Raw genomic sequence first — 13605 nt, forward strand, 5'->3', positions numbered from 1 at the left:
ATGACGACGCGCACCGTCTACCGCACCCCCGCGTGGATCCGCGCGCTGCTCGCGCAACCATGGGTCCTGCCGCTCGCGCGCGTCGCGCTGGTGTCCGCCTATCTGCTCGGCGGCGTCGCGAAGGCGCTCGACTTCTCCGCCGCGGTCGCGGAGCAGGCGCATTTCGGCCTGCAGCCGGCCGCACTGTGGGCGGCGCTCGCGATCGCGGTCGAGATCGCGGGCTCGCTGTGCGTGGTGTTTCGCCGTTTCACGTGGCTGGGCGCCGGCAGCCTCGGCATGCTGACGCTCGTCGCGATGGTCGTGGCGAACGATTTCTGGAACCGTTCGGGTGCCGAACACTTCATGGCGCTCAACAGCTTTTTCGAGCATCTCGGGCTGATCGCGGCACTCGTGCTCGCGACCGTGCTCGACGATGCGCGGCAATCGGCCGATGATGGCCGTTCCATTCGATGACGATGCAACAACCAGGAAACCCTGTGATGAAATCCGTTCGTTCCGTGCTGCTCGCCGCGATGCTCGCGGGCGGCCTGGCCGTCACCCCCGTGACGTTCGCGAAACCGCCGGCGCCGCCCGCGGTCGTGCCGACGGTGGCGGTCGGTCCGCAGTACGACACGACGCACGTGTGCGTCGCACCCGAAGACTTCGATCGCTTCACCGACAGCTTCGTCGCGACGTTCGGCGGCAAGAAGTCGAAGCAGGGCGTGTTCCAGGTCACGCCGACGCCGAGCCAGACGATGTCGCAACTCGTGCTGACGCCGGTCGGCACGATTTCGGTGTTCGGCTTCAAGACGCCGATCCCGTATCCGTTCTGCGAGGAACGCACCGGCTATCTCGTGACCGACATGGACGTCGCCGTGAAGTCCGCACGCGAGCACGGTGCCGATGTGATCGTCGACACGTTCCCCGATCCGATCGGTCGCGACGCGATCGTCACGTGGGCGGGCGGCGTGAACATGCAGCTGTACTGGCACACGCAGGCGCCGAATTACGACGCGCTGCAGACCGTCCCCGAGAATCGCGTGTACGTGTCGCCGCAAAGCGTCCGCAAATTCGTGCACGACTTCGTCAAGTTCTCGAAAGGCAAGGTGGTGTCCGACAACCTGAAGGCGCCGGGCATCGAGATCGGCCGGCCGGACGATACCTACCGCCGGATTCGCATCGAATCGGGCTTCGGCAAGATGACCGTGCTGGTGACCGACGGCCATCTGCCTTACCCGTTCGGGCGCGAAATGACCGGCTACGAAGTCGCCGATCTCGCGGCGACGCTGAAGCAGGCCGAAGGCGCGGGCGTGACGGTCCTCGTGCCGCCGTTCAAGTCGGACGGCCGCGACGCGGCGCTCGTGCAGTTCCCGGGCGGCTACGTCGCCGAAATCCACGCGAGCGTAGCGCGATGAAGCACGAGGACACGATTCTCGCCGCGGTGGCCGGCTTCGTCGACACGCTGAGCTTCGTCGCGCTGTTCGGGCTGTTCACCGCGCACGTGACCGGCAACTTCGTGCTGATCGGCGCGGGCCTCGCGGGCTTCGGGCAGGGCGTCATACTGAAGCTCAGCGTGTTTCCGGCGTTCGTATGCGGCGTGATCGCGAGCAGCCTGATCGCGCGGTCGATGGCCGCGCGGCCCGCGTGGCAGGGCACGCGCGTGCTGCACACGGTGCAGGCCGTGCTGCTGCTCGGCTTCTGCGCGGCCGGCGTGTGGGCGACGCCCGTCACGCAGCCCGACAGCGTGGCGGCGCTCGTGGCCGGCATCGTCGGCACGTTCGCGATGGGCGTGCAGAACGCGCATCCGCGCGTGATCGCGCGCACGGGCGGCGTGCCGAACACGGTGATGACCGGCAACGTCACGCAGGCGATTCTCGATGCCGTCGACATGCTGTCGCCCGGCACGGCGGACAGCGTGCGCGCCACCGCACGCGCACGCTTCGCGAAGATGCTGCCGGCGATCGTCGCGTTCGCGCTCGGCGCGGCGGGCGGTGCGCTCGGGTTCCGCTACGTCGGGTTCCTGGCGCTGCTGGCGCCCGTCGGCGCGCTCGCGACGCTTGCGCTGTGCGCCGCGCAAGCGGCCGGTACCCCGACGCAGGAGCGTGCATGATCGAGCGGCGCAGGCGACGCCACGGCCGCCGCTTCGAGCGGGCCGCGCGCGCGTCGATCGTCGCGGGCCTGCTGTGCGCGGGCGCCAACGCGGCGTTCGCGGAAACGGCGGCTGCGTCGACCTCGACTTCGACGCAAGAACCGGCGCCGGCCTCGACGTCCGCGGCGACCACCGCATCGACGTGCACCGCCAAACGCCCGACCGTCCTGTTCAATCGTTGGCAGGAAGACTGGTCGGTGCTCGCGAGTCCCTGCGTGCCGCAGGAGCCGCTCGACGGGCTCAAATACATCCCGCTCGGCCACGATCCGCAGTCCTATCTGTCGCTCGGCGTGAACCTGCGCGAGCGGCTCGAGACCAACGACGCGCCGCTGTTCGGCATCGGCGCCGCGCAATCGGATACGTACGTGATCCAGCGCGTCGAAGTGCACGCCGATGCGCATCTCGGCCCGCATTGGCAGTTCTTCGCGCAATTGCAGGACGCACGCGCGTTCGGCAAGAACACGGTGTCGCCGGTCGACAAGAACCCGCTCGATCTCGAACAGGCGTTCGCGACCTACACGGGCGCGCTCGGCGGTGGCACGGTCAAGTTCCGCGTTGGTCGGCAGGAAATGGCGTTCGATTTGCAGCGCTTCATCGCCGCGCGCGACGGCCCGAACGTGCGGCTGGCGTTCGATGCGGTGTGGGCCGATTACGAATACGGCAAGTGGCGCTTCATCGGCTATGCGACGCAGCCGGTGCAGAACCGCGACGCGTCCGATTTCGACGACGTGTCGAATCGCGACCTCACGTTCAGCGGCGTGCGCTTCGAGCGACAGTCGGTCGGGCCGGGCGACCTGTCCGGCTACTGGTCGCGCTACAACCGCAGCAGCGCGCGTTTCCTAGATGCGAGCGGCCCCGAGCATCGCGACGTATGGGACGTCCGCTACACGGGCACGCACGGGCGCTTCGACTGGGATCTCGAGACGATGCTTCAGACCGGCACGGTCGGCAACGCCACGATCGGCGCGTGGGCCGTCGGTTCGATCGCCGGCTACAGGCTCGACGCGCCGTGGTCGCCGCGCATCGCGCTGCAGGTCGACGCGGCGTCGGGCGACCGGCATCCGCACGACGGCCGCGTCGGCACCTTCAATCCGCTGTTTCCGAACGGCTATTACTTCACGCTGGCCGGCTATACGAGCTACGCGAACCTGATTCACGTGAAGCCGTCCGTGACGCTGAAACCGTCGGCGAACCTGTCGCTGCTCGGCGCGCTGGGCTTCCAGTGGCGCGAGACGACCGGCGACGCCGTCTATCAGCAGCCGAACATCCCGGTGCCGGGCACGGCGGGCAAGGGCGGGTTGTGGACGGGGATGTACGTGCAGTTGCGCGCGGACTGGACGATCGCCGCGAACCTGATCGGCGCGGTGGAGGCCGTGCACTTCCAGGTCGGCGACGCGATCCGGCAGGCGGGCGGGCACAACGCCGATTACGTCGGCGTCGAGCTGAAGTACGGCTGGTGACGGCGGCGCGCGGCCACCCGCACGCGGCATGAAAAAGGGCAGCCCCGTGAACTGCGGGGCTGCCCTTCGTTCGTCCGGGCCGGTAGCATGGGCCGGCCCGTTCGCGGTGACGGCGATGCCGTTACAGGTTCGGCGACAGCGCGAGCGCGTTCGTCAGGTCGCCCATCGGCTGCGCGCCGTTCGCCTTCAGCGCGTCGTCGCGCTGCTGCAGGCCCGCGAGGCGCGGCAGCGAGAAGCGGCGCGTGATGAAGCGCAGGATCGAGCCCGTGTCGTACTGCGTGTGGTCGACGAAGCCCTTCTTCGCATACGGCGACACGATCAGCGCCGGAATGCGCGTGCCCGGGCCCCAGCGATCGGCATTCGGCGGCGTCGCATGATCCCAGAAGCCGCCGTTTTCGTCGTACGTGACGACCACGACCATGTTCTTCCATTGCGGGCTGGCCTGCAGGTGCGCGATCACGTCGGCGATGTGCTGATCGCCGGACGTGACGTCCGTGTAGCCCGGGTGCTCGTTCAGGTTGCCTTGCGGCTTGTAGAACGTGACCTGCGGCAACGCGCCCGCATCGATCGCCTTGATGAACTCGGCGCCGTTCGCGCCGCCGTCGAGCAGGTGCTGCGCACGGCTCGCGGTGCCCGGCGCCTGGTTCGCGAAGTAGTTGAACGGCTGGTGGTGCGGCTGGAAGTTCGGCGTCGACAGGTCGGCGCCGTAGATCACGTTCGACGTGCCGTTCTGGCTCGCCTGCAGCGCCTGGCCCCACGCGCCGGAATACCACGCCCACGACACGCCCGCGTTGGTCATCAGGTCGCCGATGTTGGTCGCCGTCTGCGGCGGCATCGTCGACGGATTGGCCGGGTCTGCGAGCAGCGGGTCGCCGCCCGCGGCCGCCTTGTTGCCGCTCGGCTGATACGCCGGCTGCATCGTGTTGATGCCGTAGAAGTCGGGCGTCAGCGCGCCGTCGTTGACGAACTTCGGCGGGCCGCTCAGCGCGGAGGCCGGCGAGTTCGTCGCGACCTTCAGCGACTTGCCGTCGGCGTTCAGGACTGCGATCTTGCCGGCCGCCGGGCTCTTGTCGGCGTTCGGGTAGTACGGCGCGCACGCGCAGACCAGGTACTGGTGGTTCAGGAACGAACCGCCGAACGCGCCCATGAAGAAGTTGTCGGCGAGCACGTACTGCTGCGCGATCTTCCACAGCGGCAGCTTCGACGGATCGGCCGTGTAATGGCCCATCGTCAGGCCGCCGGCATCGGTCCATGCGGCGTACATGTCGTTCTTGCCGCCGTTGATCTGCATCTGGTCCTGGTAGAAGCGGTGCACGATGTCGCGCGTCGCGATGCTCATCGACTGGTTGAAGCCTTTCGGATCGTCGATCGCGAACGGCGCGTTCGGCAGGTTCGCCGTCATCGCCTCGGTCACCGCCGGCGTGATGCCGGTCGCGGTCAGGCCGCCCCAGATCTTCGGCAGCGTCGCCATCGTCGAGCCGTCGCGGTCCTTCTGCACCGAGTTCGCGGCCGTCGCGTTCTGCAGACCGTTCGCGCCCGGGAAGTTGCCGTACAGGTTGTCGAAGCTGCGGTTTTCCGCGTAGATCACGACGACGTTCTTGACGGCCGACAGGCCCTGTTGCGTAACGTCGTCGCCGCCGCAGGCGGTCAGGCTGAGCGCGGCCGCGAGGGCGATCGGCGTGTAGCGAATCCAGGCGTGCTTCTTCATGCGATGTTCTCTCTCATTCGTCGTTGGTCGCGTGTGGGAACCGGGTGGCGGAAGGGCCGGCGCACGAACCTCGCGGTACCGCCCGGCTGCGCGCATTATCTGGAACCGATTTGACAGCCGGGTGTAGGGGCGCTTTCAATTGACTGTCGGTGGAACGTCATTGAACGGTCACGGGACTGACATAAGCTCCGGCCGATTGCCCACCGCTACCCGAACAACGAATGCACACCCTGCTGAAATCCTTCGCGTTCGCGCGATCGCTGATCCCTGCCGCGGCGACGCTCGCGGTGGCCGGCGCGCTCGCGGCGCTCGCCGGTTGCGATGCGCAGCCCGGCACGACTGCATCGGCCGCGTCCGTCGTACCGGCGGCCCAGGCCGCGCCGGCCAGCCCGGCGGTCGCGCCGGCCGGCCAGCCGCAGACGCGCGCGCAGGTGTTCGAGGGCGTGAAGCAGATGACGGCGCTCGGCAAGCAGCTGTTCTTCGATCCGTCGCTGTCCGGGTCCGGCAAGCTCGCTTGCGCGTCGTGCCACAGCGCCGAGCATGCGTTCGGACCGCCGAACGCGCTGTCGGTGCAGCTCGGCGGCGACGACATGCACCGTACCGGCTTTCGCGCGGTGCCGTCGCTGAAGTACCTGCGCGGCATCCCGCCGTTCAGCGAGCACTTCCACGATTCGCCGGACGAAGGGGACGAAAGCATCGACGCGGGTCCGACCGGCGGATTGACCTGGGACGGTCGCGTCGATACGCGCGATGCGCAGGCGCGCATTCCGCTCACGTCGCCGTTCGAGATGAGCAGTTCGCCCGCACGGGTCGCGAAGGCGGTTCGCGCCGCGCCGTATGCCGATGCATTCCGCAAGGCGTTCGGCGAAACGGCGCTCGGCGATGACCAGGCGACGTTCGGTGCGGTGCTCCGCGCGCTCGACGCATTCCAGCAGCAGCCGGCGCTCTTCGATCCGTACACGAGCAAATACGACGCGTATCTGGCCGGCCACGCACAGCTCACGCCCGCGGAGCTGCACGGGCTGCAGCTGTTCAACGACGAGAAGAAGGGCAACTGCGCGAGCTGTCACATCAGCCAACGCACGCTCGAAGGCGGCCCGCCGCAGTTCAGCGATTTCGGGCTGATCGCGATCGCGGTGCCGCGCAACCGCGCGCTGCCCGTCAATCGCGACCCGCGCTTCCACGATCTCGGCGCCTGCGGCCCCGAACGCACCGACCTGAAGGGGCGCGACGAATTCTGCGGGCTGTTCCGCACGCCGTCGCTGCGCAACGTCGCGCTGCGCAAGACGTTCTTCCACAACGGCGTCTATCACTCGCTCGAGGACGTGATGCGCTTCTACGTCGAGCGCGACATCCATCCGGAGAAGTTCTACCCGGTCGTGCACGGCAAGGTGCAGATCTACGACGATTTGCCGAAGCGCTACTGGCCGAACATCAACCGCGAGCCGCCGTTCGACCGCAAGCGCGGCGACCCGCCGGCGCTGAACGCGGCCGAGATCAAGGATGTGATCGCGTTCCTCGGCACGCTGACTGACGGATATCAGCAAACGGCCGCGTTAGCCAAGCCGTAGAAGGCGTTCACTGCAGCACGCATGCTATGCTCGCTCGCTGACGGTCGTGGCGCGCGCCGGAGGGCCGGCCCCCGGTTCGCCGGCATGCGCCACGCCGTTCGATCGAACATCCAAGGAGAAAAAACATGTCGATGCGTGCATCCCTTTCCGTCGTCACGCGCGTGCTGGCCGGCGCCGCGTGCGCAGGCGCGATGCTGCCCGCCCATGCACAGAACAACCTGAACTTCCTGAACGACACGCCGATCAGCTATTTCAGCAAGACCGATCGCGCGTCGCTGTCCAAGGCGGTCGTGCAGGCGCGCGACGAAGGCAAGGACGGCGAAACCACGACATGGCAGAGCAGCGGCCGCGGCACGCAGATCGACGCGAAGCTCACGCCAAGCACGACCGAGACGGACGGCAAGACCTGCCGCGAAATCGCGACCGAAATCACCGCGAAGGGCCAGACGATGACGCTCAAGCCCGTCTACTGCAAGACGGCCGCGGGCAAGTGGCAGCTGCAGAAGCGCTGAGCACGCACGTGACGAAGCGGGGCGGCGCGCCGCGCACGGTGTCGTGCGGCGTCGTGATCCTCGATGCGGATGGCCGCGTGTTCCTCGCGCACGCGACGGACACCACGCACTGGGACATCCCGAAGGGGCAGGGCGAGCCGGGCGAGACGCCGGCCGACGCCGCGCTGCGCGAACTGCTCGAGGAAACCGGCATCGAGTTCGCGCCGGCGCGCTTGCTCGATCTGGGCCGCTTCGCGTACCGGCACGACAAGGATCTGCACCTGTTCGCGGTGCAGGTGGCCGACGGCGAGATCGATCCCGCGCAGTGCACGTGTACGTCGCTGTTTCCGAGCCGTCGCGACGGCTCGATGATTCCCGAGATGGACGCGTACCGCTGGACCGTGCCGGGCGACGTCGACACCTATGCGAGCCGCAGTCTCGCGCGGCTGTTTCGTACGAAGCTGTCGCTGGTGGAGTTGCATCGGCGATTGTCGGGTGCGTGAACGGGCGCCGCGGCTTCCACGCCTGCCGTCCTTCGGCGCACGCCCATGAAAAAACCGGCCCTCGAGCCGGTTTTTTTCATGGGCAGGCAGCGGGGCGACTTGCGAAGCCGCCCGCCGCCGCGCGGAGCAGGCCGTCAGGCCGGCTTGCCCCAGCTGTCGCGCAGCCCGACGATCCGGTTGAACACCGGCTTGCCCGGCTTCGAATCGACACGGTCTGCAACAAAGTAGCCGTGGCGCTCGAACTGCAGGCGCGTTTCCGGCGCGACATCGCCGTTGCCCGGCTCGACGTACGCCTGCACGATCTTCTTCGAATCGGGGTTCAGCGCCTCGAGGAAGTTCGAGCCGCCCGCGTCCGGGTGCGGCTCCTTGAACAGGCGGTCGTAGATCCGCACTTCGGCCGGCTGCGCGTGCTTCGCGCTGACCCAGTGGATGTTGCCCTTGACCTTGTACGTGTTCGCGCCTTCGGTGCCCGACTTGCTGTCCGGGAAGTAGTTGCAGTGCACGGCCGTCACGTTGCCGTCGGCGTCCTTGTCGAAGCCCGTGCATTCGATCACGTAGCCGTAGCGCAGGCGCACCTTGTTGCCCGGGAACAGCCGGAAATAGCCCTTCGGCGGATTCTCGACGAAATCCTCGCGCTCGATCCACAGCTCGCGCGAGATCGGGAACGTGCGCACGCCGCGGTCCGGATGGTGCGGATGCACGGGCGCCGTGCACGCTTCCTCGAGGTCTTCCGGATAGTTGTCGATCACGAGCTTCAGCGGATCGAGCACCGCGACCGTGCGCGCGGCCTTGTCGTCGAGGTCGTCGCGCAGCGCGCCTTCGAAGATGCTCATGTCGATCCACGAATCGATCTTCGTCACGCCGATCCGCTCGCAGAACAGGTGGATGCTCTCCGGCGTGAAGCCGCGGCGGCGCACGCCGACGATCGTCGGCATCCGCGGGTCGTCCCAGCCGTCGACGTGGCCTTCGGTGACGAGCTGCAGCAGCTTGCGCTTGCTGGTGATCGCGTACGTGAGATTCAGCCGCGAGAATTCGATTTGTTGCGGCAGCGGACGCGCGAACACGCCGGCTTCCGCGAGTTCGTTCAGCACCCAGTCGTACAGCGGGCGGTGATCCTCGAATTCGAGCGTGCACAGCGAGTGCGTGATGCCTTCGAGCGCATCCGAGATGCAGTGCGTGTAGTCGTACATCGGATACACGCACCAGGCGTCGCCGGTGCGGTAGTGGTGCGCGTAGCGGATCCGGTAGATCACCGGGTCGCGCATGTTCATGTTCGGCGACGCCATGTCGATCTTCGCGCGCAGCACGTGCTCGCCTTCCTTGAACTCGCCGGCCTTCATGCGGCGGAACAGGTCGAGGTTTTCCTCGGGCGAGCGGTCGCGGAACGGCGACGGCTTGCCGCCTTCGGTCAGCGAGCCGCGATTCGCGCGCATTTCGTCGGCGCTCTGGCTGTCGACGTACGCCTTGCCGCGCTGGATCAGCAACTCGGCGAACTCGTACAGCTTGTCGTAGTAGTCGCTCGCGAAATACTGGTGATCGACCGCGTCCTTGCGCCAGTCGAAGCCGAGCCAGCGCACCGCGTCGACGATCGAGTCGACGTATTCGACGCTTTCCTTTTCCGGGTTCGTGTCGTCGAAGCGCAGGTGGCACACGCCGCCGTAGTCGCGCGCGACGCTGAAGTTCAGGCAGATGCTCTTCGCGTGGCCGATGTGCAGATAGCCGTTCGGCTCGGGCGGGAAGCGCGTCTCGACGCGGCCGCCCCATTTGCCGGTGCGGTTGTCGTCGTCGATGATGTTGCGGATGAAATTGGAAGCCGCGGGGGCGTCGTTGCGTTCGGTGCTCATGCGGTTGGCGTCAGGGTTGTGTCGGCGCGTCGCGCCGGTTTAATCCTGTAATTCTACCTGACCGGGGTCCGTCCCGCGCGGGCTGCCGGTCGGGCGCCGTCGGTTCGCGATGCGTATCGCAATATATCGAGTGTGTGTCGGCTGTAACACGACGTAAATCGGATTGCGGGCGTCGTTCGGCTTTTCCTATGATGGCTTCACCGATTCAATGCCGCCAATCGCGATTTTTGCGAGGCGGGAGGAAGCCAACAATCATGATGAAGAAGACCACTTTTCTCGTTCGTACCGCGGTGATCGTCGCGGCCCTGTCGCAACTCGGCGCCTGCGCGATGACGCATACGCAGCGTAACGCCGGTATCGGCGCGGCCGCGGGTGGCGCGCTGGGCTACCTGATCACCGGCGGCCCGGTCGGCACGGTCGCCGGCGCGGCGGCAGGCGGCCTGGTCGGCGCCGGCGTACGCTGATTCACGCCGGCGGGCGTACCCGACCGCCGGCCCCTGGTCGTGACGCCTGGCTGAGTGCGTCACGACCGCTCGAAGGTCACGCACATCCCCCGGATTTTGACAGGCACCATCAGGGAGAGGCGGGTGTGCGACACTGCGTCGACGCTACAACACGATTCCATTCGTCGACGAATCCTTCCATGACCGACCCCGTCGTTTTCGTCTTGCCCGGCTACGCCAATTCGGGCCCGCTTCACTGGCAGAGCCGCTGGGAGCGCGCCGATCCGCGTTTCGTGCGGATTGCGATGCCGGACTGGAACCACGCGTTTCGCAACGGCTGGTGTCGCGCGCTCGACCGGGCGGTCGAAGCCGCGCGCGGGCCCGTGCTGATCGCCGGCCACAGCCTCGGTACGCTGACCACCGCATGGTGGGCGACCCGCTACGCGCGGCCGGCCGCGCTCGCGAAAGTGCGCGGCGCGCTGCTCGTCGCATTGCCCGATCCGGCCTGGCCCGTGTTTCCGGCTGACGCGCACGGCTTCGGCCCGGTGCCGCACGAGCGGTTGCCGTTTCCGACCTGCGTGGTTGCGAGCAGCGACGATCCGTACGGTTCGATCGCGTTCGCACGCGGCTGCGCGAACGCGTGGGGCAGCACGTTCCATAACGTCGGCCCGCGCGGCCACATCAACGCCGACAGCGGGCTCGGCGACTGGCCGCAAGCGCGCGGCTGGCTCGATGCGCTGGGGACCACGGACTGACCGCCGGTCGTGGTTCACCGAATCGGACACCTTTTTTAACAAAGCGCGAATCTCATGCGACGCGTCGCGGCGGTACGTGCGCCTTGCTGCCCGTACGATTGGCTTGGGCGCGACAGGCAACCGACTGCATTGTGTGACGAACCCCATGACTTCGTGATCGGCCGGGCCGATAAAGTGACGGTCTATTCAATTCGATCGGAAGGACGGGCCATGTCGAGCGGCGCAAGGCGGAATCAGCAGGTCGGTGGAATAAGATCGCCGGCGGCGAAACGAATCGTCGTTCACCTCTCGAGTCAGAGCGTGGAGGCGTTTGACGGGGCGGCGAGGGTGTTCCGCTTCGATTGTGTGACTGGAGATAGTGAGCATCCGACCGATCGTGGTGCCTTTCGCATCATGCAGAAATACCGGTTCTATCGCAGTCGTGCCTATAACGTGCAAATGGATTACGCGATGTTCTTCACGGGAGACGGCAAAGCGCTTCATCAATACCACGGGCCGATGCCGCTGTCGCTTGTGAGAATGGCGCGCAATACCGTCAGCGACTGGTTCGGATCGCACGGCTGCGTACGTCTGGCCGAGGCCGATGCGAAACGACTGTACGAGTGGGCTCCGATGGGAACCGTGGTGCAGGTATCGTGAAGAGCGCATTGGCAACGCGATTCGCGATCCCGTGTCTGGCGATGCTGGTCGGTCTGCTCGCCGGTTTCGGCTGGCGCAGCCTCGCCGACTGGACCGACAGCCGCATACGGATCGATCCCGGCACCGAGCTGTTCGGCGTGCTGCCCGACGAGGTGATGTCGCTGACCTATACGACCGCCGCGCTGACGCTGGCCGCGCAGCGCTCACAGCCCGCGGCGCGGTTCGCCGTGCAGGTGACTTATGCAGACGGCCGTGCCCCCCGGCAATGCATGGCGTCGGCGGATCTGGCCGGGCATCTTGGGTCCTTTTCGACGATCGTCGCGCAACGACAGGTCGATCTGGCCGACCTCGCGCGCGAATTTCCACGGCAGATCGGGCGGCTGGACATCCGTGATCGCATCGCGTCCGAGCCGCCGCTGTCGCTCGTCTTTCTGGCCGCGGCGGATTCGGACGCGGTCGCCGTTACCGTCGACAGTCTGTCGGTCGGGCACGGTGGTTACGCGGCCGTCGTGCGTTCGCCATCGCGCGCGGCGCTTGCGGCGCTGGCCGGCGGCTGCGAGACGCTGGCCCGGCGCTGACCGGCCGGGGTCCCCCCGTTCCGGCCCGCCGCTGCGCCGCGTCAAATCGCCTGCTTCGCCTTCAACGCGGCAATCCGCTCGTCGTCGTAGCCGAGCATGTCGCGCAACACGTCTTCCGTCTGCGCGCCGAGCAGCGGCGGGGCCGTGCGCGCGTCGGGCGGCGTCGCGCTCATCCGGATCGGGTTGCGCACGAGCTTCACGTCCGCGCCGCACGGATGCGGCAGCGAGACCTGCATCCCGCGCGCGACCACCTGCTCGTTGTCGAATACCTCGTCGAGATCGTTGATCGGCCCGCACGGCACGCCGGCCGCTTCGAGCGCGCCGATCCAGTCGGCCTTGTCGCGCGCCTTCACCATCTCCGCGAGGATCGGCACCAGCGTATCGCGGTGACGCACGCGCGACGGGTTCGTCGCGAAGCGCTCGTCGTCGGCCAGCTCGGGTTGGCCGCCGGCCTCGACGAACTTGCGGAACTGCCCGTCGTTGCCGACCGCCACGATGATCCAGCCGTCGCGCGTCTGGAACGTCTGGTACGGCACGATGTTCGGGTGCGCGTTGCCCCAGCGCACCGGCGGCTTGCCGCTCGCGAGGAAGTTGGTGTTCATGTTCGCGAGCAGCGCGACCTGCACGTCGAGCAGCGCCATGTCGATGTACTGGCCTTCGCCCGTGCGGTCGCGGTGCGCGAGCGCGGCGAGCACGGCGATCGTCGAATAGAGGCCGGTCGCGAGATCGGCGATCGCGACGCCGGCCTTCTGCGGGCCGCCGCCCGGCTCGCCGTCGCGTTCGCCGGTGATGCTCATGAAGCCGCCGATCCCCTGCACGATGAAGTCGTAGCCCGCGCGATGCGCGTACGGCCCGGTCTGGCCGAAGCCGGTGACCGAGCAGTAGACGAGATCGGGCTTCACCGCCCGCAGCGAGTCGTAATCGAGCCCGTACTTCTTCAATTGCCCGACCTTGTAGTTCTCGAGCACGACGTCGCTTTGCGCGGCAAGCTCGCGCACGATCTGCTGGCCTTCCGGCGTCGCGATGTCGACCGTCACCGAGCGTTTGTTGCGGTTCGCCGCGAGGTAGTACGCGGCCTCGGCGGTATCCGCGCCGTCCGCGTCCTTCAGGTACGGCGGCCCCCAGTGGCGCGTGTCGTCGCCGGCGCCCGGGCGCTCGACCTTGATCACGTCCGCGCCGAAATCGGCGAGGGTCTGCGCGCACCACGGGCCCGCGAGCACGCGGGTCAGGTCCAGCACGCGGATATGGCTCAGGGCACCCATCGTCGAATCGTCTCCTTTCATGGCGGGCCTGCGTTGTCGGCAAGGCCGATTGGCATGTCGAGCATCTTAAGGCGAATCGGCCGCGCGGGTGGCCCAGGCCGGTGGCCCAGGCCGGTCGCCCAGGCCGGTCGCCCGTCGCAGCGGGCCGCTGCCGCTTGGGCGGGCGGTCTGTATCGTATAATCGATCGTTTCCGAATCCATGCCGCCGCGCGCCCCGCCTTGG

At 67.6% G+C, this 13605-nt stretch carries 14 protein-coding genes; 11 read left to right on the forward strand and 3 right to left on the reverse strand.

What is annotated here, in order from left to right; all coding sequences use genetic code 11:
• From GJG85_RS06960 to GJG85_RS06975, 4 genes are read left to right on the forward strand one after another with little or no spacing between them, the layout of a single operon-like run.
• Positions 1 to 453 (forward strand): DoxX family protein, encoded by a 453-nt coding sequence (locus tag GJG85_RS06960; RefSeq protein ID WP_089488351.1) that lies wholly within the window; start codon positions 1 to 3, stop codon positions 451 to 453.
• Between the two features lie 26 nt (positions 454 to 479).
• Positions 480 to 1394, forward strand: coding sequence for a glyoxalase (locus GJG85_RS06965; RefSeq protein WP_089488352.1), 915 nt, complete (start codon positions 480 to 482; stop codon positions 1392 to 1394).
• Complete coding sequence (locus tag GJG85_RS06970) at positions 1391 to 2089, forward strand: YoaK family protein (protein WP_050017613.1); 699 nt, start codon at positions 1391 to 1393, stop codon at positions 2087 to 2089. The genes GJG85_RS06965 and GJG85_RS06970 overlap by 4 nt, the downstream gene beginning before the upstream one ends.
• The gene (locus GJG85_RS06975) at positions 2086 to 3588 is read left to right on the forward strand and encodes an alginate export family protein (protein ID WP_204383796.1); all 1503 of its coding nucleotides are present in this window, start codon (positions 2086 to 2088) and stop codon (positions 3586 to 3588) included. The genes GJG85_RS06970 and GJG85_RS06975 overlap by 4 nt, the downstream gene beginning before the upstream one ends.
• A gap of 121 nt (positions 3589 to 3709) precedes the next feature.
• Here the strand turns inward: GJG85_RS06975 and GJG85_RS06980 are convergent, their stop codons facing one another.
• Positions 3710 to 5296 carry an acid phosphatase gene (locus tag GJG85_RS06980; RefSeq protein ID WP_050017611.1) on the reverse strand — a complete coding sequence of 529 codons (1587 nt, stop codon included), beginning with the start codon at positions 5294 to 5296 and terminating at the stop codon, positions 3710 to 3712.
• 221 nt (positions 5297 to 5517) lie between these two features.
• Here GJG85_RS06980 and GJG85_RS06985 point away from each other — a divergent pair, with 221 nt between their 5' ends.
• From GJG85_RS06985 to GJG85_RS06995, 3 genes are all read left to right on the forward strand, one after another.
• Entirely contained in the window at positions 5518 to 6867 is a 1350-nt protein-coding gene (locus tag GJG85_RS06985) for a cytochrome c peroxidase (RefSeq protein WP_204383798.1), read from the forward strand.
• A 125-nt stretch (positions 6868 to 6992) separates the two neighbouring features.
• Positions 6993 to 7379, forward strand: coding sequence for a hypothetical protein (locus tag GJG85_RS06990; RefSeq protein ID WP_204383800.1), 387 nt, complete (start codon positions 6993 to 6995; stop codon positions 7377 to 7379).
• A gap of 8 nt (positions 7380 to 7387) precedes the next feature.
• Positions 7388 to 7861, forward strand: coding sequence for an NUDIX hydrolase (locus tag GJG85_RS06995; RefSeq protein ID WP_204383858.1), 474 nt, complete (start codon positions 7388 to 7390; stop codon positions 7859 to 7861).
• A 134-nt stretch (positions 7862 to 7995) separates the two neighbouring features.
• Here the strand turns inward: GJG85_RS06995 and GJG85_RS07000 are convergent, their stop codons facing one another.
• Positions 7996 to 9705 carry a glutamine--tRNA ligase/YqeY domain fusion protein gene (locus tag GJG85_RS07000; protein ID WP_204383802.1) on the reverse strand — a complete coding sequence of 570 codons (1710 nt, stop codon included), beginning with the start codon at positions 9703 to 9705 and terminating at the stop codon, positions 7996 to 7998.
• A gap of 254 nt (positions 9706 to 9959) precedes the next feature.
• On the opposite strand from GJG85_RS07000, the gene GJG85_RS07005 reads away from it, so the two are divergent.
• From GJG85_RS07005 to GJG85_RS07020, 4 genes are all read left to right on the forward strand, one after another.
• Positions 9960 to 10169 (forward strand): ornithine acetyltransferase, encoded by a 210-nt coding sequence (locus tag GJG85_RS07005; RefSeq protein ID WP_006497729.1) that lies wholly within the window; start codon positions 9960 to 9962, stop codon positions 10167 to 10169.
• A gap of 179 nt (positions 10170 to 10348) precedes the next feature.
• Positions 10349 to 10903 (forward strand): alpha/beta hydrolase, encoded by a 555-nt coding sequence (locus tag GJG85_RS07010; RefSeq protein WP_204383804.1) that lies wholly within the window; start codon positions 10349 to 10351, stop codon positions 10901 to 10903.
• Positions 10904 to 10957: 54 nt separating this feature from the next.
• The gene (locus tag GJG85_RS07015) at positions 10958 to 11542 is read left to right on the forward strand and encodes a L,D-transpeptidase (protein ID WP_235356308.1); all 585 of its coding nucleotides are present in this window, start codon (positions 10958 to 10960) and stop codon (positions 11540 to 11542) included.
• Between the two features lie 41 nt (positions 11543 to 11583).
• Positions 11584 to 12120: a hypothetical protein gene (locus GJG85_RS07020; RefSeq protein ID WP_050017639.1), complete on the forward strand. Its 537-nt coding sequence runs from the start codon at positions 11584 to 11586 to the stop codon at positions 12118 to 12120.
• Between the two features lie 41 nt (positions 12121 to 12161).
• Here GJG85_RS07020 and GJG85_RS07025 read toward each other — a convergent pair whose 3' ends face one another.
• Entirely contained in the window at positions 12162 to 13382 is a 1221-nt protein-coding gene (locus GJG85_RS07025) for a CaiB/BaiF CoA-transferase family protein (protein WP_050017604.1), read from the reverse strand.
• Positions 13383 to 13605: the final 223 nt, after the last annotated feature.

The sequence above is a fragment of the Burkholderia sp. MS389 genome (assembly GCF_016899425.1).
In the GTDB taxonomy this organism is placed as follows: domain Bacteria; phylum Pseudomonadota; class Gammaproteobacteria; order Burkholderiales; family Burkholderiaceae; genus Burkholderia; species Burkholderia sola.

Coding starts and splice junctions, on each gene's coding strand:
- GJG85_RS06960 (WP_089488351.1), top strand. CDS start 1: ATGACGACGCGCACCGTCTACCGCACCCCCGCGTGGATCCGCGCGCTG.
- GJG85_RS06965 (WP_089488352.1), top strand. CDS start 480: ATGAAATCCGTTCGTTCCGTGCTGCTCGCCGCGATGCTCGCGGGCGGC.
- GJG85_RS06970 (WP_050017613.1), top strand. CDS start 1,391: ATGAAGCACGAGGACACGATTCTCGCCGCGGTGGCCGGCTTCGTCGAC.
- GJG85_RS06975 (WP_204383796.1), top strand. CDS start 2,086: ATGATCGAGCGGCGCAGGCGACGCCACGGCCGCCGCTTCGAGCGGGCC.
- GJG85_RS06980 (WP_050017611.1), bottom strand. CDS start 5,296: ATGAAGAAGCACGCCTGGATTCGCTACACGCCGATCGCCCTCGCGGCC.
- GJG85_RS06985 (WP_204383798.1), top strand. CDS start 5,518: ATGCACACCCTGCTGAAATCCTTCGCGTTCGCGCGATCGCTGATCCCT.
- GJG85_RS06990 (WP_204383800.1), top strand. CDS start 6,993: ATGTCGATGCGTGCATCCCTTTCCGTCGTCACGCGCGTGCTGGCCGGC.
- GJG85_RS07000 (WP_204383802.1), bottom strand. CDS start 9,705: ATGAGCACCGAACGCAACGACGCCCCCGCGGCTTCCAATTTCATCCGC.
- GJG85_RS07005 (WP_006497729.1), top strand. CDS start 9,960: ATGATGAAGAAGACCACTTTTCTCGTTCGTACCGCGGTGATCGTCGCG.
- GJG85_RS07010 (WP_204383804.1), top strand. CDS start 10,349: ATGACCGACCCCGTCGTTTTCGTCTTGCCCGGCTACGCCAATTCGGGC.
- GJG85_RS07015 (WP_235356308.1), top strand. CDS start 10,958: ATGCGACGCGTCGCGGCGGTACGTGCGCCTTGCTGCCCGTACGATTGG.
- GJG85_RS07020 (WP_050017639.1), top strand. CDS start 11,584: ATGCTGGTCGGTCTGCTCGCCGGTTTCGGCTGGCGCAGCCTCGCCGAC.
- GJG85_RS07025 (WP_050017604.1), bottom strand. CDS start 13,382: ATGGGTGCCCTGAGCCATATCCGCGTGCTGGACCTGACCCGCGTGCTC.